This window comes from Agromyces solani, assembly GCF_058349925.1.
This window is the reverse complement of record NZ_JBYRER010000001.1, coordinates 36,058-57,791: the sequence shown is the minus strand read 5'-3', so window position 1 is coordinate 57,791 and position 21,734 is coordinate 36,058. Positions and strand designations below refer to the sequence as shown.

The window sequence follows — 21,734 nt, the reverse complement described above, 5'->3', positions numbered from 1 at the left end:
CCTCCCTACGGCTTCGCGATCTTCGTGTAGGAGTCGGGCCGGCGGTCGCGATAGAACTGCCAGTCGTCGCGCATCTGCCGCACCATCTCGAGGTCGAGGTCGCGCACGAGGACCTCTTCGTGCTCGCTCGAGCCGCGCTCGCCGACGAAATTGCCGCGGGGGTCGATGACCTGGCTCGTGCCGTAGAAGTCGACGGCGAGCTCGCCGTACTCGTTGTCCTCACGGCCGACGCGGTTCGGCTGCAGCACGAAGTAGCCGTTCGCGACCGCGGCCGCGGGGCCCTCGACCTCCCACAGCCGGTTCGAGAGGCCGGGCTTCGTGGCGTTCGGGTTGAACACCATGTGCGCGTCGTTGAGGCCCAGCTCGCGCCATCCTTCGGGGAAATGCCGGTCGTAGCAGATGTACATGCCCACGCGCCCGACGGCCGTGTCGAACACGGGGTAGCCGAGGTTGCCGGGGCGGAAGTAGAACTTCTCCCAGAACTTGTCGAGGTGCGGCAGGTGGTGCTTGCGGTACGTGCCGAGGATCTCGCCGTCGGCGTCGACGAGCACCGAGGAGTTGTAGTAGACGCCCGTCGCGGCCTCTTCGTAGATCGGGAGCACCATGACCGTGCCGAGCTCCTTCGCGACCGCGGCGAAGCGCTGCACGATCGGCCCGTCGGCCGGCTCGGCGAAGCGGTAGTACTTCTGCTCCTGCGTGATGCCGAAGTAGGGGCCGTAGAACAGCTCCTGGAAGCAGACGACCTGCGCGCCCTGCGCTGCGGCGTCTCGGGCGAACTGCTCGTGCTTGTCGAGCATCGACGCCTTGTCGCCGGTCCAGGTCGTCTGGGTGATGGCCGCTCGGACGGTGGTCATGCTGCCTCCTGCCGCACTTCGACGTGCTCTCGTGGCTCATGTTGCCTGTCGATCCATACTCACCCCGGGGCGCGGATGGGGCAATGGTCTGCTCGGATGAGCACGAGGACGAGGTTCGCCGCTTGCGGGGAGGGGGAGGGGAGGTGCGCACGCCTTCGCGCGCGCCTCACCCCGCAAGCGACGGGTCGGGAGGCCTGCGGCTCAGGCGGGCGAGCCGGCCGCGGGAAGCTCGACCCGGTGCTCGATCGCGGGCGCGGCGGCCGGCGCGGGCGGGGGCGCGGTCGGCGGCGCGGGCGCGTCGAGGTGCTCGGGGACGAGCTCGATGCCGCCCGTGCTGTTCGCCGAGCGCATGAGCTGTTCGAGCCACTCGCGGTTGAGCTCGGGAGCCACGGGCTCGTCGAAGACGAACCGGAGCGGGATCGCCGGGTGCAGCCAGAGCGTGCTGCGTCCCTCGGGGTGGTCGTCGGGATGGGCCCACGACAGGGTGAAGCTCTCGTTGCGCCGCAGCTTCGTGACGATCGCGACCTTGAGGTGCGCGAGCGCCCGGTCGTCGATCCGGGTGCTCAGGCCGCTGCCGTAGTAGATGGTGCCCATGCGATCGAGCGTAGGTGCGCCGTCGGCGCCGGGCTCTCTCGGACGAGCCGCTGTGCGAACGGTGCGATGCGGAAAACGAACCGGACCTCAGGAACGCGCGCGCCGAAGCTGCTCGCCCGGCGTGCAGCCGTACTGGTCGCGGTAGTACCGGGAGAATCGCGACGCGTGGCCGAAGCCCCATCGCCGCGCGATGACCGCGACCGACTGGACGCCGAGCACGAGCTCGTCGTGCGCCCCGGCGAGCCGCACACGGCGCAGGTACTGCATCGGGCTCTCGCCCGTCGCCCGCCGGAACGCGTACTGCAGCCCGCGCGTCGAGATGTGCACCGCCGCGGCGACGTCGTCGACCGTGATCGGCTCGCGGGCGTGCTCGTCGAGGTAGGCCATGGCCCGCCGCACGGTCGCGTCGGCCGGGCCCCGCTGCGGTGCGCGCTCGATCGCCTCGAGATATGTGGTGGGGATCGCCGCGAGCGTCAGCCGGAGTGCGTGCGCCGCGAGTTCGGCGGCGATGAGCGGTTCGTCGTGCGCGCCGTCGTCGACGAGCGACCGACGCACGTGGTCGAACGCGCTCATCCACGCTCGCCCGGCCGCCGGCGACGTCGGTTGCTCCTCGAGCACGCGCAGTCGCAGTGCGTCGTCGCCGCTCATCCGCCGGGCGAGCTGCTCGGCTGCACCCAGATCGAAGATGAACGCCCGCACGTTCGCCTCGCCTCGCCAGCTGGCTTCGACGCGGTGGCCGCTGCTGGCCCACGGCATGTCGGTGTCGAACGCGTTCCGGACGGTGCCGACGCCGCCGCCCGGCGTGGTGAGCTGGCAGATGAAGAGCTGGTCGGTCGCGTCGAGCACCGAGTCGACATCGGCATCGAGCCGGTACTCGACGAGCGAGAAGCCGTCGAGCGAGGCGGAGTCCCATTCGAACCGGAACCGGTCGCGCTCGACCCGCTTGATGCTCGCGCTCGGGGCGAACTGCTGCCAGATCGGCTCCACGACGCTGACGTCGTTCGATCGGAGGCTCATGACGTCGCCCATCGAATTCCTCCTGACTCCCGGCTGCCTTCGAGCCGAGTGGTCACCCTAACGTCTCGGGCAGGCCGCACCAACGGGTTGACACCGTCACGATCTTGGGGAAGAGCGTGACGCCGTCGAGGCCGAGCCGTGTCGCCGCGCCCGCCTACGCTTGACGGGTGAAGATCACCGTGCTGGCCGGCGGCGTCGGCGGTTCCCGTTTCGTGCTCGGCCTGCGTGAGGCGGTTCGGCGTCGCGCCGCCGAGCCGCGCGACGGCGAGGCATCCGATGATGAGATCACCGTCGTCGTCAACACGGGCGACGACGTGTGGCTCGCCGGCGTGCGGCTCATGCCCGACTTCGACTCGCTGCTCTACGCCCTCGCCGGGGTGAACGACACCGAGCGCGGCTGGGGTCGCGCCGGTGAGACCGAGCGCGTCGCGGCGGAGCTGCGCGAGTGGGGCGTCGGCTGGCCGTGGTTCACGCTCGGCGACCTCGACCTCGGCACCCACCTGGCCCGCACGTCGTGGCTGCGCGAAGGACTCACGCCCTCGCAGGTCGGCGAGCGGCTGCAGCGACGATGGCCGCTCGGGGCGCGCCTCATCCCCGCGACCGACGCCGAGGTCGACACGTGGGTGCGCGTCGCCGACGAGGCGGCGCCCGGCGGCGAGCGCGTGATGCACTTCCAGGAGTGGTGGACCCGCCACCGCGCGACCCTCCCCGCCGTCGCCTTCGTGCAGCGCGATATCGCCTCGGCGCGCCCGGCACCGGGCGTCGCCGAGGCGATCCATGGCGCCGACGTCGTGCTCCTCGCCCCGTCGAACCCGGTCGTCTCGATCGGCACGATCGTCGCGGTGCCCGGCATCCGCGAGGCGCTCGCCGCGACATCCGCACCGGTCGTCGGCGTCTCGCCCATCATCGGCGGCAAGGTCGTGCGCGGCATGGCCGACGCGTGCCTGCCGGTCATCGGCGTCGAGACGAGCGCCGAGGCGGTCGGCCGGCATTACGGCGCGCGGTCGGGCGGCGGCCTCGTCGACGGGTGGCTCGTCGACGAATCGGATGCCTCGGCGCTGCCGTCGCTCGCGGAGGCCGGGCTCGTTGCGGCGGCCGTGCCGCTGTGGATGCGCGACGCCGACACGTCGGCGGCGCTGGCCGACGCCGCCCTCGAGCTCGCGGCGGGCATCGCCCGGCGCTGATCGCGGCGACCGGATGTGCACGACTGCGGGCAGATCCGAGCGGGCGCGATGACACCCGGTGCGGGCAGGATTGACGGGTGATCGCGATCGTGGCGCTCGCACTCGGTGCGGCACTCGCCTACGGCGTCGCCGACTTCCTCGGCGGCGTCGCGGCTCGGCGCGCCACCGTGTTCGCCTCGACGACCGTGAACTACGCGGTCGCCGCGACCTTCCTCGCCGTCGCGGTCACCCTCACGGGCGGCGTCTGGTCGGCGCAGGCGATCACCGGCGGACTCGTCGGCGGCGCGCTCGCCCTCGTCGGCTTCCTCGCGTTCTTCGCGGCGCTCGCGGCGGGCCCGATCTCGCTCGTGACGCCCGTCATCGGCCTGCTGAGCTCGGCGGTGCCCGTCGGCGCGTCGCTCGTGCTCGGCGACAGGCTGAGCCCGATCGCGTGGTTCGCCGTCGCCCTCGCGATCGTCGGCGGGGTGCTCATCGGCCTGGAGCACCGGGTGAACGTCGCCGGCCTCAGCGCCCGCACCGTCGCGTTCACCGTGACGAGCGGTCTCGCGTTCGGCTTCGCGACGGTCGCGCTCGATCGGGTGCCCGCCGACGCCGGGCTGATCCCCGTGCTGCTCGACTCGGGCCTCGGTGCGGTCGTGCTCCTCGTGACGGCGGCGCTCGGCGCGGTCAGCCCGCCGGTGCGACGCTTCGTCGGGCTGCTCGACCCGGCGCCCGTGCCCGCGCTCCTCGGCGAGCGCGGCGGCCGGTCGACCGCGATGTCGCTCGCCGCCGTCGCGGGGCTCCTGACGGGCATCGCGAACCTGCTGCTCATGCTGGGTCTCCTCGCGGGCTCGGTCGCGGTGGTCGCGGTGCTCACGAACCTCTATCCGCTCGCGACGATGGTGCTCGCGTGGATCGTGCTGCGCGAGCGGCTCTCGCGCGTGCAGCTCATCGGCGCGATGCTGGCGCTCACCGCCTCGGTGCTGCTCGGCGTCGCCTGAGCGTCGCGAGCGGGCGGTCGCCCGGCCCGGGCTGTCAAGCCCGTTGCCCGACCGGTCGCAGGCTGCGAACGTTGCCGCGTAGCCGATCCCGCGACCGGCTCCGACCGACCGAAGCAGGAGGCAGCCATGACCTCGATGAACGACCCCGAGACGACCGCCGACACCGAAGCCCGCCGCGCCGGCGACCGAGAGACCGAGCGCCTGGCGCGCGACGTCGAGGAGCGGGGCGAGGAGGAACGCGAGCGCGAAGCGACCGACCCCGAGAACGCACCCGACGACGCCGAGCCGATGACCGAGTCGACCGACGGCGGCCTCGAGGGCGGCGACCCCGGGGTCGAGGAGTGAGCGGCTGATCGGTGGCGGTGGTCTCGATACGGCGCTGCGCGCCTACTCGACCGACCGAGCGCCTACTCGGCCGACCGAGCGCGGCTGATCGACCGACCGAGCGCGGCTACGGGATGTAGTCGACGACGCCCTGCGGCGCGACCGCGGCGCGGTACTGCTCGACGAGGTCGCGCCAGCCGAAGCCCTCACCGAACTCGTGCGCGTGCACGGCCTCGGTGAAGTGCCAGAGCAGGTACGGGTGCGCGCCGAGCGCGTAGAGCGCCTCGTAGTCGCGCGCGGCGAACGCCGCCCGCTCCGCCTCGGTCAGCTCCCGGTCGTCGGCGGCGCCCTCCGGCCCCGTGCCGCCCGCGAGCCACGCGCCCACGTACGCGTCGGGGTCGGCGACGTAGTCGGCCACTCGCGCATCGCTGAGCTCGACGTACCGCATGAACTTGTCGACCATGTACTTCGTCATCAGCGGCTCCCCCAGAGGAAGAACGGGCTCGACGCGAACCGCGACTCGGCGACGTCGACGTAGTCGGCGGGCCGACCCATCGCCGCGAGCGCGGTGATCGCGTTGAGGTACTGGTAGGTCATGCAGCCGGCCTCGGTGATCCGTTCGAAGTCGCTGCACACCCGGATCGCGGCGTCGAGGTCGCCGTCGCGCATCCACCCCGCGGCATCCCGGTCGAACTCGGGGTCGGGCGAGCCCGCGAACGTGCGCGGCCCGCCGACGTCGTTGGCCATGTGCCCCGAGGTGAGGATCGCCACGCGCGCGTCGGACTGCCACGACGAGATCGCCTGGCGGAGGTGCTCGCCGAGCGCGATGAACCGGCGCACCGAGGGAACGGGCGGCATCGACGCGTTCGTGTGGATGGGCACGACGGGCACGTCGAGCTCGGGCCGCACGTACTGCAGCGGGATCACGAAGCTGTGGTCGAGCCGCCACTCGAGGCTCACCGAGAAGTCGATCGCCTCGGGCAGCACGGTGCGCCCCGAGATCTCGTCGGCGAGCTCGCGGTGCCCGGTGACCTCGACGTAGTCCATGCCGAACGTGCGCACCTCGTTCTCCCACGTGCCGTGGTACGACTCGGCCTTGCCCACGACGAACGCGGGCGACGTGTCGTAGAAGAACTGGCGCAGGTGGTCGGTGCCGATGACGACGACCACGTCGACGTCGTGCTCGGCGAACGCGCGGCGGAACCGCGCGAAGTTCGCCGCCACGCCCGCGAGGTCGTCGGGCATCGGCTCTCGCATCGCGCGCCAGAGCAGCGGGTTGTGCGGCGTCGCCGCCGCGAGGACGAGTTCGGCCATGCGGGGTGGTTCCTTTCGTTGGGCGGATGCCTCGGGCGGACGCCGCCGCTCAGATTCCGAACAGCTTGCGGGCGTTGTCGAGGAGGATCTTCCGCCGCGACTCGGGCTTGAACGGCAGCTCGTCGAACTCCGTCATCCACCGGTCGGCCGTCATCACGGGCCAGTCCGAGCCGAACAGCACGCGGTCGGTGATGAGCGAGTCGGCGTACCGAACGACCTCGGGCGGCAGGTACTTCGGCGCCCAGCCCGAGAGGTCGAGGTAGACGTTCGACTTGTGCCACACCATCGCGAGGTTCTCGAGGTGCCACGGCCAGGCGGGGTGCGCGCTGATGATCTTGAGCTCGGGGAACTCGGCGGCGACGTCGTCGAGGTACGGGATCGGCCGCGCGTTCTCGAGCCGGTACCCGCCGCCGCCCGGGGTGCCCGCACCCGCGCCGGGGAAGCCCGAGTGAAACATCACCACGAGCCCGAGCTCGGCGCACGCCTCCCAGATCGGGAAGAAGCGGCGGTCGTTCGGCAGGAACTTCTGCCGCGACGCGTTCAGCTCGCCCACGCCCTTGATGCCGTACTCGGCGTGCGTGCGGCGGATCTCGGCGATCGCCGCCTCGCCCTTCCACGGGTCGATGCCCGCGAACGAGAGGAACACGTCGGGGTGGTCGACCTGCGCGCGACCCAGCAGGTCGTTCGGCGCGCCCTTGATGCCCGACGTCGTCTCGGAGTCGGAGTTCACGATGACCGCCATCATCTTCCGCTCGCGGTACTGGTCGGCCTGTTCGGCGAACGAGACGACGGGCCGCTCGCGCCCGAAGTGCTTGGCCATCTGCTGGTGGCGCTTGCCCATCGCGGCGAGGAACTCCTCGGTCTGCGGGTGGGTGTGCACGTCGATCGCGATGAGCTCGTCGGGGGTCATGCGCGGGTCCCTTCTTCGATCATGGATGCCTCGCGGAGGAGTTCTCCGTCGTGTTCGCCGAGCCTCGGGGCGGCGCGCAGGGTCGGCCGCCCGCTGCCGTGGAACACGGTGCTCGGCACCGGCACGCGCAGCGGCCCGTCGTGCCCGTCGATCTCCTCGACGAGGCTCATCGACGCGACCTGCGGGTCGTCGAAGAGATCGGCGACCGTGTTGAGGGGGCCGTGCGGGATGTCGTGGGCGGCCAGCCGGTCGAGCCAGTACTGCCGAGGCATCCGGGCCGTGATCTTCTTCAGCTCGACGTCGAGCTCGTCGTAGTTGCGCACCCGGCCTTCGCGGGTCGAGAATCGCGGATCCTCGGCGAGCTCGGGATGCTCGAGCACCTCGAGGAGGCCGGTCCAGAACTTCTCGGGCACCGACATGTGGATGACGAACGCGCGACCGTCGGAGCCGCGGCAGGCGTACGCCTGCGCGCGCCGCGGACGGGAGTCGGGCCCCGCGACCTGGCCGGTCTCGAGGTACGTCGACGCGGCCTCGGTGAGGAAGTCGATGAGCGAGCCGACCATCGAGACTTCGAGGTGCTCCCCCGCACCGGTCGCATTCCGGGCGTGCAACGCGGCGAGCACGGCCTGTGCGGCCTGCATGCCCGAGAGCAGGTCGGAGAACGCCGGCCCCATCGGACGCAGGATGTGCTCGGGCACGACCTGGCTGTACATGCCGCCGACGGCGGAGATCACCGTGTCGTAGGCGGGGCGCTTCGCGTAGGGCCCGTCGGACCCGAAGCCCGTGATCGAGCAGGAGACGAGGCGCGGGTTCGTCTCGCGCAGCACGTCGGGCCCGAAGCCGAGCCGGCTCGCGACCCCCGGGCGGAAGTTCTCGATGAGCACGTCGGCGTCGCCCGCGAGGCGCAGCAGCTCGGCGAGTCCGTGCTCGCTCTTGAGGTCGAGCACGACGGCGCGCTTGCCGCGGTTGTACGCGGCGAACTGCGGGCTCATCGCGCCGTGGCCCTCCCAGCGGCGCATCGGGTCGCCGTCGGGCGACTCGACCTTGACGACGTCTGCGCCGAGGTCGGCGAGCAGCTTCGCCGCGTAGGGGCCCGAGATGTACTGCCCCAGTTCGACGACGCGGATGCCGGCGAGCGGCCCGGCCTGTTCAGCTGACATCGATGATCACCTTTCCTGGGGACGAGTCGCCGAAGCCGCGGTACGCGTCGCGAATTCCGGCGAGCGGATGCCGCGACCCGACGACCGGTACGGCGACGCCGCCCGCGACGAGGTCGAGGGCGCGCCGCACCTGCGTGTAGTCGGCGCTCGCGACGCCGACGAGACGCTTGCGGCGGAGGTAGAAGTCGCGCGCGTCGAGTTCGACCCTCGGGTCGACGGAGGCCGCGCAGAACACGGCGCGCCCGCCCCAGCCGAGCGCCGCGATGCCGGCGGCGAGGGTCGGCCCGTGGCCGCTCACGTCGATCACGACGTCGAAGCCGCCGTGCCGCTCGGTCTCGGCGGCGAGCGCGGTGCGCAGTTCGTCGGGGCCCGTCGCCTGCAGCGTGCGCACGCCGGCCGGCGTCTCGCCGAGGGCGCTGCGTGATACCGCGACGGCCTCGGCGCCGACGTGCGCGGCGAGCGCGGCGGCCGCGCGGCCGAGGGTGCCCCCGGCGCCCGTGACGAGCACGCGCTCCCCCGCGACGACGGCGGCGGTGTCGAGCGCGTTGAGCACGATCGGCACGCTGTGCACGGCGGCGGTCGCGACGGCCGCCGAGAGCCTCCCGCGCGCGAACGCGTTGCGCGCGGGCACGGCGACGAACTCGGCCGCCCCGCCGTCGCGGTGCACGCCGACGACCGTCTGCGCCGGGCAGTCGGCCTCGCGCCCGCGGGCGCACGCGGGGCACGCACCGCACGAGATGTTGGGTTTCACGACGACCGCCTCACCGACGCGCGCAGGATCGGCGCCGCCGCCGACCGCGACGATCTCGCCGGCCGGGTCGATGCCGAGCACGCGGGGCAGCTTCGCCGCGACGCCCGGCCCGATGCCGGCGATCACGTTGAGGTCGAGCTGGTTGACACCGACGGTCTCGACGCGCACGAGCACCTCGCCCGCGGCGGGGCTCGGCGCCGCGCGGTCGACGACGGCGAGGCCGTCGAGGCCGTGGGCCGAGAGCACCGCTGCGCGCACCGTCGCCTCCTCGTCGAGTGTTCGGATGGATCCGTTTTGGATACGGTATCCAAAGTCGCCATCGCCGTCCAGCGATCGACAGGATCGGCATCGATCCATGCTCGCCGACGAAGCGCGCGAAGAAAACCATGGACAGTTCTCTTAGTTTTGGATACCGTATCCACAACTTCGCGAGCGGCCTCCGTTTCTCGCCGGGGCCGGCCGCGAGGCATCCCGATTGAGAAATGGAGAGTCATGCGCACATCCATCCCCCGATCCGGCCGTGCCGCGGTCGCCGCCCTGGCAGCACTGGCGCTGCTCGCGGGCTGCGCCGCGACCGGCCCGGGCGCGGCATCCGGCCCCGTCGAACTCGCCGACGGCGAGCCCGGTGCCGCCGAGGACACCGAGATCACGGTGGCCATCCCGTTCCCCGACGTGACCATGTACTCGATGTACGTGCTCGCGAGCGATCTCGGCTACTACGAGGAGGAGGGCCTCACCGTCGAGGTCATCACCGCCGACAACGTCACCGCCGCCGTCGCGTCGGGCAGTGCCGACATCGGCGTCGAGTCGACCGGCACCGTCATCGAGGCCATCCGCGGCGGGGTCGGCGTCGACCTCGTCGGCGGCCACTACTGCCGGCAGAACTTCGACTTCGCCGCCCAGCAGGGCATCACGAAGGTCGAGGATCTCGACGGAACCTCGATCGTGCTCGCCGGCACGCCCGGCGACCCCGCGGAGTTCCAGCGCAAGCGCGTACTGAAGGAGGAGGGCTGGGGCCTCGACACGGTGCAGACCGAGGTCGTCTACCCCGGACCCGGCTCCGAGTCGTGGACCGAGTTCTTCGTGAACGACAAGATCTCGATGCAGCCGTTCTACGCCGACGACCGTCCCGCGCTCGAGGAGCACGGCGCGGAGATCATCGTCGAGACGCTGCGCAACTGGGCCAACGACGTGCAGGTCGCGGGCACCGGCTGGGCCGCCGAGAACCCGAACTCGCTCGTGCGGTTCCTGCGGGCGACGCTCAAGGCGACCGACTACATGACGGCGCCGGCGCCGGGCGAGTTCCCCGAGAACGTCGACTCGGTGCTCGACATGTACGAGGCCAACGACTTCGACGTCGCCGACCTGCGCGACTCGGAGAGCCCCTGGGTGCTCGACGGCCACCTCGCGTGCCCCAACCTCTACTTCGACACCGAGGCGTGGGACACGACGATCGAGACGCAGAACCTGCAGCCGCTCGAGTTCGACGAGTCGCAGCTCGTCTACCTGCTCAAGGCGCAGGAGCTGCTCGGCCTGTCGAACGAGGGCCCGGCCGACCTGGTCTACCCGTAGGCCTACCTCGCACCTCGCACCGAGAGCCCCCGCCGCAGCGCATGACGGCGGGGGCTCTCGTGTGCCCGGCCCCGTTACGAGCCGGTGCCGACGCGTCCGGCGGCGTACGCCAGAGCGATGAGCTCGCTCCGCGATGATGCGTTCATCTTGCCGAGGATGCTGCTCACGTGACTCTTCACCGTGGTCTCGGCGATGAAGGCGCGTTTCGCGATCTCCGCGTTGGTCAGGCCGACCGCGACGAGGTCGAAGATCTCCCGCTCACGCGTCGAGAGCAGGTCGAGACCGGGCTGTGAGGTGACCGCCCCCGTCGCCGGAGTGGACTCCACCGGAGAAGCGGCCGTCGCCGCATCGCTCGCGCGTGCGCGAGCGCGGGCCGGTGCGCCGCGCGACCCGAGGGCCCACATCCCCAGCGCGACGGCGACGCAGACGACCGACCACACCGCGACATCGGGCCAGAGTCCCGGAGCGTTCCACGGCTTCCCGTTGATCGTTCCCCACACGCCCGACATCGAGAGGCTCGGGAGTGTGAGGAGCGCGGCCACCGCGAGCGCGCCGGCGATCACCGACGCCAGGAGCCACCGCCGATGACGGGTCGGCGATGATGCGGCGAGCAGGTAGGGCACGGGAAGCAGCACCAGGTACGCGGTCCAACCCGTCTGGCTGAACCGTGCCGGCCAGAACAGCAACTGGCACAGGAGGATGACGCCGAGCAACGCGACGGCCACCCATGGCCGCGATCGTGCGAGCGCCAACACCAACCCCAAACCGATCACCGTGAGCGCCGCGTACGGCGATCCGGCGAAGGTGTCGGTGCGCAGCGAAACAGACGTGCTGAGGCTGTGCCATTCGACCTGGAACCACCAGGCCACGAACGCCGCCGCGACGGCGCCCTCGATCACCGATCTGAACCGAACCATCGCACGCATGCCGCAAAGCTACGCTCCTCGCAGGCCTTCAGGCGGAGGCCGATCGTCATTCCTCCTGAAGGAGGAGGAGGATTTCGCAATGTGCAATGCAAGTTCCGCCTCACGATGAGGCGGAACTGGCAGAGGCCGATCGGGAACCTCCCGCGCGAAGCCGGCCCGCGTCATCGGGCAGGTCTGGCCGGCCCGTGGCTAGACGGCACGGCGCGCGATGAGTCTCCGACGGAGCCGGTGGAGGACGGGCATGATCGCGTAGATGACGATCGGCACGGCGATCGTGACGACGACGAGCGTGCGCGGCACGAGCGGCAGCGCCGCGAGCAGCGGCCCGAGCGCGAGGTTGATGACCAGCAGCGTGGGCGTCACCGCGAGCCAGATCATGAGGGCGAGCTCGTGGTTGCCGGGCGGCTTGGGGATGGATGCGGGAACGGGCGTGCTCAAGGGTGCCTCTCTCGTGTAGAACCAGCGTGCGTACGAGAGCCAACAGTGCCGAGCCTCCCCGGGCGGGCGCAACGGAGCTTGCCGAAACAGCAACTCGCTCCCGCCGCCACCGGCGCACCGACGCCGTCGATGCGCAGAGGCCGGCCCCCGTCGTCGCGCATGAGGCGGGGGCCGGCGGTCTGCGGGCTGGGTCTCGATACCCTCCTTCGTCGCTACTCGACCGGCTCGGGGTGGCCTCGGTGCGCTCCGCTACTCGACCGACGAGTTCAGCGCGCCCGAGTCCGTCACGACGCCCCCACGACCTTGCGGTCGTCGTACCAGGGCGCGAGCCTGCGGCGCAGCGTCGAGATGAGCACGAGCGTCAGGTTCGCGATGATCACCATCACGATCACCATCGCGATCGCCTCGGCCATGTCGAACTGGTACGCCGCGTACTCGAGCATGTGACCGAGCCCGCCGGTGCCGCCGAGGAACTCGCCCAGCACCTCGCCCGTGAACGCGAGCGCGGCGCCGCGCTGGATACCCGACAGGCTGTACGGCAGCGTCGCCGGGAAGATGACCTTCCAGCCGAGCGCGATGCCGTTGACCCCGTACACGCGGCCGGCGTTCACGAGCGAGCCGCCGACCGTGACCGCGCCCTCCATCGTGTTGAGGATGATCGGGAACACCGCGAGCAGGAAGACGAGCGCGATCTTCGACGCGCTGCCGAGCCCGAGCGCGAGGATGAACAGCGGCGCGAGCGCCACCTTCGGCGTCGAGTACAGCAGCCACAGGAACGGTGCGACCGTGAACCGCAGCGCCGCCGACCATCCGACGGCGAGGCCGACCACGACGCCGACGACGACCGCGAGCACGAGGCCGATGACGACGTTCGTCATGCTGTACGCGAACGCCTGCCAGAACGCGGGGTCGACCATGAGCTCCGCGAACGCGCGCGCCACCGCGGTGGGCGGCGGCAGGAACGCCTCCGGCACGAGATGGAGCCAGCTGACCGCTGCCTCCCAGATGAGCAGGATGGCCGCGACGACTCCGATGAGCAGCCACGTCCACTTCGCCTCGTCGCGACGCACGACGCGGCGTGGCCGCACGATGCGCATGGTTCCGGTCGCACTCGTGACGCTCATCGCCGGCCCTTCCTCGTCCACGGGGCGGTCCATCGTTCGACGAGGCTCACGACCTGCGTCATCCCGACGCTCCACAGCATGACGATCGTGATCGCCGCGTAGGCCTGGCCCGTCTGGTACGTGTTCACCGACTTGATGATGAGTGCGCCCATGCCGACCGCCGAGCCCGAGAGCTCGGCGACGACCATGCCGATCGTCGCGAGCACGACCGCCTGACGCAGGCCCGCGAACAGGAACGGCACGGTCGACGGCAGGTACACCGACCGGTAGAGCTGCAGGCGGCTCGCGCCGTACACGCGGCCCGCCCTGATGATCGACGGGTTCGTCGTGCGCATGCCCGCCGCGACGTTCAGCAGGATCGGGAACAGCGCGCTGATCGCGACGAGGAACACGACCGGCCCGATGCCGAACCCGAACCACGCCTTCGCGAGCGGCTGGTAGGCGATCGACGGAGTCGCGTAGATGGTCCACGCGATCGGACCGACGACGCGGTCGACGGGCAGCGACGTGCCCATGAGCAGCCCGAGCGGGATCGCGATGACCGCCGCGATGACGAACCCGATGAGCCACGCCTGCAACGAGATGAGCAGGTTCGGCCACAGCACGCCCGATGCGACGAGCTGCAGGAATCCCTGCCAGATCGCCGTGGGCGGCGGCAGGAACACCGGGTTGATCCACCCGAGCACCCCGACGACGACCTGCCAGACGAGCAGCATGACGACGACCTCGCCGGCCAGCACGCCCGCCTTGCCCGCGGGGCTGAGCCCCGCCAGCCAGGCGCCGACGCCGCCGCCGCGGCCGAGGTTCGGCCCGCTCGCGAGGAAGGCGCTCATTTCGAGACCGCCGCCGCCGTCGCCTCGCCCTGCAGGGCGTCCCACAGGTGGTCGCGCAGCTCGAGGAACCGCGGGTCGTGCTGCACGCTGCGCTCCGAGCGCGGCCGCTCGAGGCCGGTCTCGATGACCTCCTTGATCGCGCCCGGGTGGCTCTTGAACACCACGATGCGGTCGCCGAGCAGGATCGCCTCCTCGATCGAGTGCGTGATGAAGAGCACCGTCTTGCCGGTCTTCTGGATGAGCTTGTCGATCTCGTCGCGCATCACCTCGCGAGTGAGCGCGTCGACGGCGCCGAGCGGCTCGTCCATGAGCAGGATGCGCGGTTCGGCGACGAACGCGCGGGCGAGCCCGACGCGCTGCTGCATGCCGCCCGAGAGCTCGCGCGGGTACGACGACTCGAAGCCCGCGAGGCCGACCATGTCGATCGCCTCCTGCACCCGCTCGCGCCAGCCCTCGCCCTTCAGGCCCTTCTGCATTTCGAGCCCGAACTTCACGTTGTCGAAGACCGTGCGCCACGGCAGCAGCGCGTAGTCCTGGAACACGACGGCGCGATCGGGCCCCGGCCCCGTGACGGGCGAGCCGTCGACGAGCACGGTGCCCGACGACGGCTTCACGAGCCCGGCGACGACGTTCATGAACGTCGTCTTGCCGCAGCCCGACGGCCCCAGCACCGTCACGAACTCGCCCTCGTGCACGTCGAGGTCGACCCCCTCGATCGCGACGAGTCGCTTGCCGGTGCGGGCCACGTCGTAGGTCACCGAGAGGTCGCGCACCGAGATCAAGGGGGCCGGTGGGGATGTCTCGGGGCGGCGTGGTTCGGTCGTCGGGGTCGTCATTCGCTCCTCCTCGTTGAGGTTCTCTTGTCGATCATCTTCGCCGGTTGAGTAGCGCCGGCGCGGAGCGACGACGCGTATCGAAACCCCTGTTGCTCAGCCGGTGGTTTCGATACGCGTCCGACTCCGTCGGGCGCTACTCAACCGACCGGGCCCTACGCCGCAGCCTGCCCTTGGCGGAACTTCGGCAGCACCTCGGTGCCGAGCAGCTCGATCTGCTCGAAGAACCGGTCGAACTTGAACCGGAAGTCGAACACGAGGTGCTCGACGCCGAGCGCCTCGAACTTCTTGATCTCCTCGACGGCCTGGTCGGGGTCGCCCACGATGAGCTGGCCCTCGAGGTCCTCGACGGTCTGGAAGCTGCCCGACTCGGGCTTGACCGTGAACCGCGCCTTGTTCGCCCACGCGAGCAGGCCCGGGATGTTGACGTGCTTGAGCGCCTCCTCGCGGGTGTCTTCAATGGACGTCGGGGGGATCACGGCGACGGTCGGCATCGGCCGACCCGAGGCATCCGTCATGCTCTTCATGACCTCGATGCGCTTCTCCATCGTGCGCAGCGAGATGCGCCCCGGCATCCAGCCGTCGGCGTACTCGGCCGCGAGGCGGGCCGACGCGGGCGTCGCGCCGCAGTACCAGAACGGCACCGGCCCGCCGACGGGCTTCGGCTCGATCGTGACGTTCTCGAACGAGAAGATGCCGTCGTCGTAGGTGACGTCGTTCTCGGTGAACACGCGCTTCAGGATCTCGGCGTTCGACCGCACCATCTCGACCCGGTTGAGGTCGCCCCAGCCGACCGCCTCGAACTCGTGGTCGAAGGTGCCGGCGCCGAAGCCGAGGATGAGCCGCGGGCCGACGAGCTGCGTGATCGTGCCGGCCATGAGCGCCGTCACGAGCGGGTGGCGGAACGGGATGAGCGAGCCGGTGCCGAGCTCGAGCTTCTCGGTGACGGCGCCGATCGCGGTGAGCGTCGTGAGCGCGTCGTAGAAGGTGCGGTTCGGCTTCTCCATCTCGCCGTGCGGCTCGAACACCAGGTGATCTCGCACCCAGACGGAGTCGAAGCCTTTGTCCTCGGCGAGCTTCGAGCCCTCGAGCAGCTTCTCGCGGCTCGCCTCCTCGCCGAAGTGCGGCAGCAGCAGTCCGAATTTCATGTCAGTTCCCTTCTGCGGCCGAGCCGGCCGCCACGCTTGCGGCCTGCGCCGCGGATCCTTCGGCCCGAGCGGCCGCGAGCCTGCCCTGACCGGGTCGGCCGACGACGACGCCGTCGGCGTAGACGTCCTCGCCGCGCACGAGGGTGCGCTCGATCCGGGCGGAGATGGTGCGGCCGTCGTACGGGGTCCAGCCGATCTTCGACAGCACGTCGTCGTTCGTGATGGTCCACTCGCAGGCCGGGTCGGCGATCACGATGTCGGCGTCGGCGCCGACCTCGAGCGAGCCCTTGACGCCCGCGAGCCCGAACTTCTCGGCGGGGATGCGGGCGACCATGTCGACCGCGCGCTCGAGGGTCAGCTCGCCGCGGTTCACGGCGTCGAGCATGAGCTCGTAGTAGTACTGGATGCCCGGCGTGCCGGTGTGGGCGCTCCACATCTCGGTCCAGCCGATCTCCTTCTCCTCGCGCGTGTGCGGCGCGTGGTCGGAGCTCGCGATGTCGATCGTGCCGTCGCGCATGCCCTCCCACACGGCGGCGCGGTTGTCGTCGGGCACCCAGTAGCTGAGCGCGTACGGCCCGAGGGTCTCGACGTCGTGCCACGTGGAGAGGAACGGCGCCCAGTGGTTCACCTCGCAGGTGACGTCGACGCCGGCGGCCTTCGCGCGGCGCACGGCCTCGATCGAGCGGCGGGTCTGGATGTGCGCGATGTGCACGGGGCATCCGGATGCCTCGGCGAGGCGCAGCACGACGTCGATCGCCGTGTCCCAGATGACGCCCTCACGGGCGGCGTACGCCGAGGCGTAGCCCTGCGGCGTGTTCTCGCCGCGGGCGAGCACCTCGCCCTCGATGTAGTCCATGAGCGCCTGGTCGTGCGGGTGCACGATGAAGCGCTTGCCGGTCGTCGCGATGCGGTCCATGATCTGCAGCAGGTGGCCGTGGTCGTGGATGCCGGTGCCGGCCGGGTGCGGGTAGGTGCGTCCCGTGTCGACGACCATGTAGATCTTGTAGGCGCAGATGCCCATCTCGGCCATCGGCACGATGTCGTCGAACTTCGTCGGCGCCGGATTGTGGTTCCAGTCGACGATCGAGCTCGCGGTGTAGCGGTCGAACACGTCGCGGAGCGTCGTCACGTCGACGGTCGGCGGGTTGAGGTTCGGCATGCCGAACATCGTCGTGACGCCGCCCGCCGCGGCCTGCTGCGAGGTCGTCAGGATGTCGTCCTTGTGCTCGTAGCCCGGCTCGCGGGTGTGCACGTGCACGTCGACCATGCCGGGCAGCACGAGTCGGCCGGTCGCGTCGATCGTGCGGTCGGCCTCGACCGCGACGTCGGCGCCGACGATGCCGGCCACGCGGCCGTCGTCGACGAGCAGGTCGGCGGCGACCGGCCCCGATGGGGTGACGACGATGCCGCCGGAGATCCTCAGGTCGATGCTCATCGCACGGCCTCCAAACGCGTTGCCTCCACGGGCGCCTCCAGTCGTTCTGCGGTCTCGCCCTGGCCGGGCGAGCGGGTGGTGCGGACCTCGACGTCGCTCGGCCGCACGTAGCGGTCGAACCAGTCGACGATCAGCGGGGTGGTCTCGGTCCAGTAGCGGTCGTACGCCGCGTAGTGGGTGGTGTGCCGCTGCATGATGAGCTGCTTGGGCCCCTTCGCCGCGGCGTACAGCCGCTCGGCGTGATCGGTCGGGGTGGTCGCGTCGCCCTCGACGCCGATCACGAGCAGCGGGGTCACGAGGCGGGATGCCGCGTCGATGGGCTTGTACGCGAGGATCTCGTCTGCGCACGAGAGCGGGATGGCGCTCGGGATCCTGTCGTCGACGTCGGCCTTGATGTTCGTCGCGCGGCGCTCGGGGGTCGGCACCATGATCTCTTCCCTGGGGTGCACGAGGCGGCCGGCGCCGGTGGTGACGCGGAGGCGACGATCCTCTTCGAGGCCCGCGAGGAAGGCGAGCCACTCGTGCTCCTGCCGCATGCGGTGCAGCCAGTCGGTGCCGTCGGCCACAGGCACCTGGCTGACCGCGGCCTTCACGCGCGGGTCGGCGTCGGCGAGCAGCACGGAGTTGCCGCCGCCGGTGCCGCCCGTGCCGAAGGCGCCGATCGCGTCGGCGTTCACGTCGTCGCGGGTGGTCAGGTAGGTGACCGCGTTCACGAGGTCCTGCAGCTGGCGCGCGGGCGAGAGGATGCCTCGGTCGCCGGCCGAGTCGCCGAAGCCGCGGTAGTCGAAGACGAGCACGCCGAAGCCCGCGGCCGTGAGGGCCTCGTGGTAGCGCACGTAGAGCTTCGCGTCCTTGAGACCGAGCCAGCCCGGGCCCTGCACGATCGCACGGAGCGGAACCGTGACCTCGTCGGGCGTCCGCCAGATCGCGGCGATGCGATCGCCTTCGCTGTGGAACTCGACCTCGGTGCTCTTCATGCGGGTCCTCCCGGATCTCGACGCGGCGTTGCGCGGGACCCGGACACGGCGGGCGAATCGTCGCCCCGGCCCTGATCGAAGTGCTCGATCGAGGCCCGCGAGGACATCATGACTCATTTTGGATCCAGAATCCAGTATTGATTCCGAAGTCGTCCCGGCGTTAGGCTTCGAAGCGACCACCGGGTTGATCTGCCCGGTCGTGGTGGCCCGGGATTGGGCCGCGAGTCGCCGACCGTCGTCGGACACGCCTGCACACCATCCCGGAGGAACTCTGCCCATGCACCGCCACGCTCTACCCCTCGTCCTGTCGGTCGCCGCCGTCGCCCTGCTCGCCGGCTGCGCGAGCTCCGCGACCGCCGGCGCGAACGGCGCCGACGCCGAGAACGGCACCGGCGCCGAGGCATCCGGCTACCCGCTCACCCTCGACAACTGCGGCACCGAGGTGACCTTCGACGCCGCCCCCGAGCGGGTCGTCACCATCAAGTCGTCGACGCTCGAGCTCATGCTCGCGCTCGGCCTCGAAGACAAGGTCGTCGGCACCGCCTTCAGCGACGGGCCCGTGCCCGAGGCATCCGCAGCCCAGGCCGAAGGCCTCGAGGTGCTGAGCGACAAGGTGCCCTCGCAGGAGGCGACGCTCGCCGTCGAGCCCGACCTCGTCTACGCCGGCTGGGAGTCGAACCTCTCGGCCGAGGGCGCCGGCGAGCGCGACGCCCTCGCGGCGCTCGGGGTCGCGAGCTACGTCGCTCCCGCCGCGTGCAAGGCCGAGGGCTACATGCCCGACCCGCTCACCTTCGACGAGGTGTTCCGCGAGTTCGAGGAGGCCGGCGCGATCTTCGGCGTGCCCGACCGCGCGGCCGACCTCGTCGCGTCGCAGCGCGAGGCGCTCGAGGCGATCACGCCGTCGCCCGACGGGCTGACCGCGCTCTGGTACTCCTCGGGCGACGACCAGCCGTTCGTGGGCGCCGGCATCGGCGCCCCGCAGATGATCATGGATGCCTCGGGGCTCGAGAACGTCGCGGCCGACGTGCACGACACGTGGACGGCCATGTCGTGGGAGGCCGTGGTCGAGGCGAACCCCGACGTGATCGTGCTCGTCGACGCGCCGTGGAACACCGCCGATGCGAAGATCGCGGCCCTCGAGGCGAACCCCGCGACCGCGGAGCTGCCCGCCGTGCAGGCGAAGCGCTACGTCGTCGTCGACTTCCCGTCGACCGAGGCGGGCGTGCGCAATGTCGACGCCGTCGCCTCGATCGTCGATCAGCTGGGCGCCCTGGAGGGCTGATGTCCACCGAGGCGCGCGGCGGTTCCGTCGGTCGAGTAGCGAGCGACGAAGGAGCACGCGTATCGAGACCACCGCACCACGTCTCGACACCCGCACCCGTCGCTCCTCGACCGTCGGGTTCTGCGCGCACGCTCCTCTGGGGCATCGGCCTCGCCGCGCTGCTCGTCGTGTCGATCGTCGTCGCGGTCACGATCGGCCCGGCGGCGTTGTCGCCCGCCGACGTGCTCGCGAGCGTCGGCGCGCACCTCGGGTTCGGCGAGTCGACGCTCTCGCCGCTTCGCGACGGGATCGTCTGGCAGCTGCGCATGCCGCGCGTGCTCACGGCCGCCGCGGTCGGGGCGGGGCTCGCGATCTGCGGCGCGGTCATGCAGGCGCTCACCCGCAACCCGCTCGCCGACCCCTACCTGCTCGGGCTCTCGTCGGGCGCCTCGGTCGGAGCGGTCGTCGTGCTCGTGCTCGGCTGGTCGCTCATGCTGCCCGTCGCGGCATTCGCCGGCGCGATCGTCGCGCTGCTCGCGACCCTCGGACTCGCACTCGGCGCGGGGCGGGCCGGGGCCGGCGTTGCGGGCGCGACGACGGGTGCTCGGCTGTCGCCGACGGCGACCGTGCTCGCGGGCGTCGCCGTGACGAGCGTCTTCGGGGCGATCACGAGCCTCGTCATCTTCTGGAGCGCGACGAACGACAGCTACCGCGAGATCCTCAACTGGCTGCTCGGTTCGCTCTCGGGCACCGACTGGACCTCGTTCGCGATCGCCGGCATCGCCGTCGTGGTCGTCGGCCTGCCGCTCATCGCGAGCGCGCGCACCCTCGACGCCTTCGCGGTCGGCGAGACCGGCGCGGCCGCGCTCGGCGTGAACGTCGGTCGCAGCCGGGTGCTGCTGCTGGGCGGCACCGCCCTGCTCACGGGCGCGCTCGTCGCGGTGAGCGGGTCGATCGGCTTCGTCGGCCTGATCCTGCCGCACGCGGTGCGACTCGTCGTCGGTCCCGGGCATCGCGCCCTGCTGCCGCTGTCGGCGCTCGCGGGTGCGATCTTCCTCGTCTGGGCCGACACGGGCGCCAGAACGATGTTCGATCCGCGCGAGCTGCCGGTCGGCATCCTCACCGCCCTCATCGGCGGCCCGGTCTTCGCCTGGCTGCTGCTGCGCCGAAGGAGCACGACATGAGCCTCGATCTCTCGCGGGTGCGCTTCGACCGCGCCGGACGCACGATCATCGACGACGTCGACGCGACCCTGCCGGGCGGCGCGCTCACCGCGCTCGTCGGGCCGAACGGCGCCGGCAAGTCGACGCTGCTGCACCTCATCGCCGCGGTCGAACGCGCGGCGGCGGGCGACGTCGCCCTCGACGGACGGTCGCTGCCCGGCCTGCGTCGCCGCGAGCGGGCACGGCTCGTCGCCCTCGCGGAGCAGCAGGGCGAGGTCGACGCGCAACTCGACGTCGAGGCATCCGTGCTGCTCGGACGCACCCCGCACCTCGGCGCGTTCGCCGCCGTCGGTGCCGACGACCGCGAGATCGCGGCGCGGGCGCTGGAGGCGGTCGGAGCGTCGGAGTTCGCACGGCGACCGGTCGCCGAACTCTCGGGCGGCGAGCGCCAGCGCGTCGTGCTCGCGCGCGCCCTCGCGCAGCAGCCCGAACTGCTGCTCGTCGACGAGCCGACGAACCACCTCGACCTGTCGGCGCAGCTCACGGCGCTCGAGCTGCTCGCCGGACTCGCCCGCGACGGGCTCACCGTCGTCGCGGCGCTGCACGACCTCTCGCACGCCGCGGCCTACGCCGACCACGTGATCGTGCTCGCCGACGGGCGGGTCGTCACGGCCGGAGCCCCGGCCGAGGTGCTCACGGCCGAGCTCGTCGAACGGGTGTACTGCGTGCGCGCCGAGGTCGTCGAGCACCCGATCACGGGCCGGCCGCTCATCGCGGTCGCGGCGGCGGGTTCGTCGAACGCCGTGGCGCAGGCCGCGGCCGGCCACGATGCGCACTCGGACCTCGATGCGCACGCGGATCGCGGTGCGCACGCCGATCTCGTCGGCTGAACGAGTCGGAACCGGGTCGAGCGCGGTCCCGCCGCTCGCGCGACCG

General features: G+C 71.3%; 23 protein-coding genes. 7 read left to right on the top strand and 16 right to left on the bottom strand.

Going from position 1 to position 21,734, the window contains the following annotated elements:
- Positions 1-5 precede the first annotated feature (5 nt).
- From AC3RJ7_RS00300 to AC3RJ7_RS00290, 3 genes are all read right to left on the bottom strand, one after another.
- Positions 6-854: a nitrilase-related carbon-nitrogen hydrolase gene (locus AC3RJ7_RS00300; RefSeq protein ID WP_491453862.1), complete on the bottom strand. Its 849-nt coding sequence runs from the start codon at positions 852-854 to the stop codon at positions 6-8.
- 201 nt (positions 855-1,055) lie between these two features.
- Positions 1,056-1,448 carry a DUF7882 family protein gene (locus AC3RJ7_RS00295; protein WP_491453861.1) on the bottom strand — a complete coding sequence of 131 codons (393 nt, stop codon included), beginning with the start codon at positions 1,446-1,448 and terminating at the stop codon, positions 1,056-1,058.
- A gap of 87 nt (positions 1,449-1,535) precedes the next feature.
- Positions 1,536-2,477 carry a helix-turn-helix transcriptional regulator gene (locus tag AC3RJ7_RS00290; protein ID WP_491453860.1) on the bottom strand — a complete coding sequence of 314 codons (942 nt, stop codon included), beginning with the start codon at positions 2,475-2,477 and terminating at the stop codon, positions 1,536-1,538.
- A gap of 155 nt (positions 2,478-2,632) precedes the next feature.
- Here AC3RJ7_RS00290 and cofD point away from each other — a divergent pair, with 155 nt between their 5' ends.
- From cofD to AC3RJ7_RS00275, 3 genes are all read left to right on the top strand, one after another.
- Positions 2,633-3,649, top strand: coding sequence for a 2-phospho-L-lactate transferase (gene cofD / locus AC3RJ7_RS00285; RefSeq protein ID WP_491453859.1), 1,017 nt, complete (start codon positions 2,633-2,635; stop codon positions 3,647-3,649).
- A gap of 77 nt (positions 3,650-3,726) precedes the next feature.
- Complete coding sequence (locus AC3RJ7_RS00280) at positions 3,727-4,629, top strand: EamA family transporter (RefSeq protein ID WP_491453858.1); 903 nt, start codon at positions 3,727-3,729, stop codon at positions 4,627-4,629.
- 126 nt (positions 4,630-4,755) lie between these two features.
- Complete coding sequence (locus AC3RJ7_RS00275) at positions 4,756-4,974, top strand: hypothetical protein (RefSeq protein WP_491453857.1); 219 nt, start codon at positions 4,756-4,758, stop codon at positions 4,972-4,974.
- 106 nt (positions 4,975-5,080) lie between these two features.
- Here AC3RJ7_RS00275 and AC3RJ7_RS00270 read toward each other — a convergent pair whose 3' ends face one another.
- Genes AC3RJ7_RS00270 through AC3RJ7_RS00250 form a run of 5 tightly spaced genes read right to left on the bottom strand, consistent with a single transcriptional unit; the run spans position 5,081 to position 9,346 of the window.
- Positions 5,081-5,428: a hypothetical protein gene (locus AC3RJ7_RS00270; protein ID WP_491453856.1), complete on the bottom strand. Its 348-nt coding sequence runs from the start codon at positions 5,426-5,428 to the stop codon at positions 5,081-5,083.
- Positions 5,428-6,267, bottom strand: a complete 840-nt coding sequence (locus tag AC3RJ7_RS00265; RefSeq protein ID WP_491453855.1) for a DODA-type extradiol aromatic ring-opening family dioxygenase — start codon at positions 6,265-6,267, stop codon at positions 5,428-5,430. Before AC3RJ7_RS00265 ends, AC3RJ7_RS00270 begins: the two co-directional genes overlap by 1 nt.
- Positions 6,268-6,316: 49 nt before the next feature.
- Positions 6,317-7,177, bottom strand: a complete 861-nt coding sequence (locus AC3RJ7_RS00260) for an amidohydrolase family protein (protein ID WP_491453854.1) — start codon at positions 7,175-7,177, stop codon at positions 6,317-6,319.
- Positions 7,174-8,337: a CaiB/BaiF CoA transferase family protein gene (locus AC3RJ7_RS00255; RefSeq protein WP_491453853.1), complete on the bottom strand. Its 1,164-nt coding sequence runs from the start codon at positions 8,335-8,337 to the stop codon at positions 7,174-7,176. Before AC3RJ7_RS00255 ends, AC3RJ7_RS00260 begins: the two co-directional genes overlap by 4 nt.
- A complete protein-coding gene (locus AC3RJ7_RS00250; RefSeq protein ID WP_491453852.1) occupies positions 8,327-9,346 on the bottom strand; it encodes an alcohol dehydrogenase catalytic domain-containing protein in 1,020 nt (339 codons plus the stop codon). The genes AC3RJ7_RS00255 and AC3RJ7_RS00250 overlap by 11 nt, the downstream gene beginning before the upstream one ends.
- Before the next feature lie 234 nt (positions 9,347-9,580).
- Here AC3RJ7_RS00250 and AC3RJ7_RS00245 point away from each other — a divergent pair, with 234 nt between their 5' ends.
- Entirely contained in the window at positions 9,581-10,660 is a 1,080-nt protein-coding gene (locus AC3RJ7_RS00245) for an ABC transporter substrate-binding protein (protein WP_491453851.1), read from the top strand.
- Between the two features lie 74 nt (positions 10,661-10,734).
- On the opposite strand, the gene AC3RJ7_RS00240 is transcribed toward AC3RJ7_RS00245, so the two are convergent.
- The 8 genes from AC3RJ7_RS00240 to AC3RJ7_RS00205 all read right to left on the bottom strand — a co-directional run bounded on the left by AC3RJ7_RS00240 (position 10,735) and on the right by AC3RJ7_RS00205 (position 18,374).
- Positions 10,735-11,586 carry a helix-turn-helix domain-containing protein gene (locus AC3RJ7_RS00240; protein WP_491453850.1) on the bottom strand — a complete coding sequence of 284 codons (852 nt, stop codon included), beginning with the start codon at positions 11,584-11,586 and terminating at the stop codon, positions 10,735-10,737.
- A gap of 189 nt (positions 11,587-11,775) precedes the next feature.
- Positions 11,776-12,024: a putative antibiotic biosynthesis monooxygenase gene (locus AC3RJ7_RS00235; protein ID WP_491453849.1), complete on the bottom strand. Its 249-nt coding sequence runs from the start codon at positions 12,022-12,024 to the stop codon at positions 11,776-11,778.
- Positions 12,025-12,308: 284 nt separating this feature from the next.
- Complete coding sequence (locus AC3RJ7_RS00230; RefSeq protein ID WP_491453848.1) at positions 12,309-13,148, bottom strand: ABC transporter permease; 840 nt, start codon at positions 13,146-13,148, stop codon at positions 12,309-12,311.
- Positions 13,145-13,981: an ABC transporter permease gene (locus tag AC3RJ7_RS00225; protein WP_491453847.1), complete on the bottom strand. Its 837-nt coding sequence runs from the start codon at positions 13,979-13,981 to the stop codon at positions 13,145-13,147. Before AC3RJ7_RS00225 ends, AC3RJ7_RS00230 begins: the two co-directional genes overlap by 4 nt.
- On the bottom strand, positions 13,978-14,817 hold the full coding sequence (locus AC3RJ7_RS00220; protein ID WP_491453846.1) for an ABC transporter ATP-binding protein: 840 nt from the start codon (positions 14,815-14,817) through the stop codon (positions 13,978-13,980). Before AC3RJ7_RS00220 ends, AC3RJ7_RS00225 begins: the two co-directional genes overlap by 4 nt.
- 152 nt (positions 14,818-14,969) lie before the next feature.
- Positions 14,970-15,962, bottom strand: a complete 993-nt coding sequence (locus AC3RJ7_RS00215; RefSeq protein ID WP_491453845.1) for an LLM class flavin-dependent oxidoreductase — start codon at positions 15,960-15,962, stop codon at positions 14,970-14,972.
- Between the two features lies 1 nt (position 15,963).
- Positions 15,964-17,397 carry a dihydroorotase gene (locus tag AC3RJ7_RS00210; protein ID WP_491453844.1) on the bottom strand — a complete coding sequence of 478 codons (1,434 nt, stop codon included), beginning with the start codon at positions 17,395-17,397 and terminating at the stop codon, positions 15,964-15,966.
- The gene (locus tag AC3RJ7_RS00205; RefSeq protein ID WP_491453843.1) at positions 17,394-18,374 is read right to left on the bottom strand and encodes an alpha/beta hydrolase; all 981 of its coding nucleotides are present in this window, start codon (positions 18,372-18,374) and stop codon (positions 17,394-17,396) included. Before AC3RJ7_RS00205 ends, AC3RJ7_RS00210 begins: the two co-directional genes overlap by 4 nt.
- Before the next feature lie 277 nt (positions 18,375-18,651).
- On the opposite strand from AC3RJ7_RS00205, the gene AC3RJ7_RS00200 reads away from it, so the two are divergent.
- The 3 genes from AC3RJ7_RS00200 to AC3RJ7_RS00190 are packed head-to-tail and all read left to right on the top strand — an operon-like array spanning position 18,652 to position 21,688.
- Positions 18,652-19,656 (top strand): putative F420-0 ABC transporter substrate-binding protein, encoded by a 1,005-nt coding sequence (locus AC3RJ7_RS00200; protein ID WP_491453842.1) that lies wholly within the window; start codon positions 18,652-18,654, stop codon positions 19,654-19,656.
- Positions 19,656-20,819: a putative F420-0 ABC transporter permease subunit gene (locus tag AC3RJ7_RS00195; RefSeq protein ID WP_491453841.1), complete on the top strand. Its 1,164-nt coding sequence runs from the start codon at positions 19,656-19,658 to the stop codon at positions 20,817-20,819. The genes AC3RJ7_RS00200 and AC3RJ7_RS00195 overlap by 1 nt, the downstream gene beginning before the upstream one ends.
- Positions 20,816-21,688 carry an ABC transporter ATP-binding protein gene (locus tag AC3RJ7_RS00190; protein WP_491453840.1) on the top strand — a complete coding sequence of 291 codons (873 nt, stop codon included), beginning with the start codon at positions 20,816-20,818 and terminating at the stop codon, positions 21,686-21,688. The genes AC3RJ7_RS00195 and AC3RJ7_RS00190 overlap by 4 nt, the downstream gene beginning before the upstream one ends.
- The last annotated feature ends 46 nt before the right edge of the window (positions 21,689-21,734 follow it).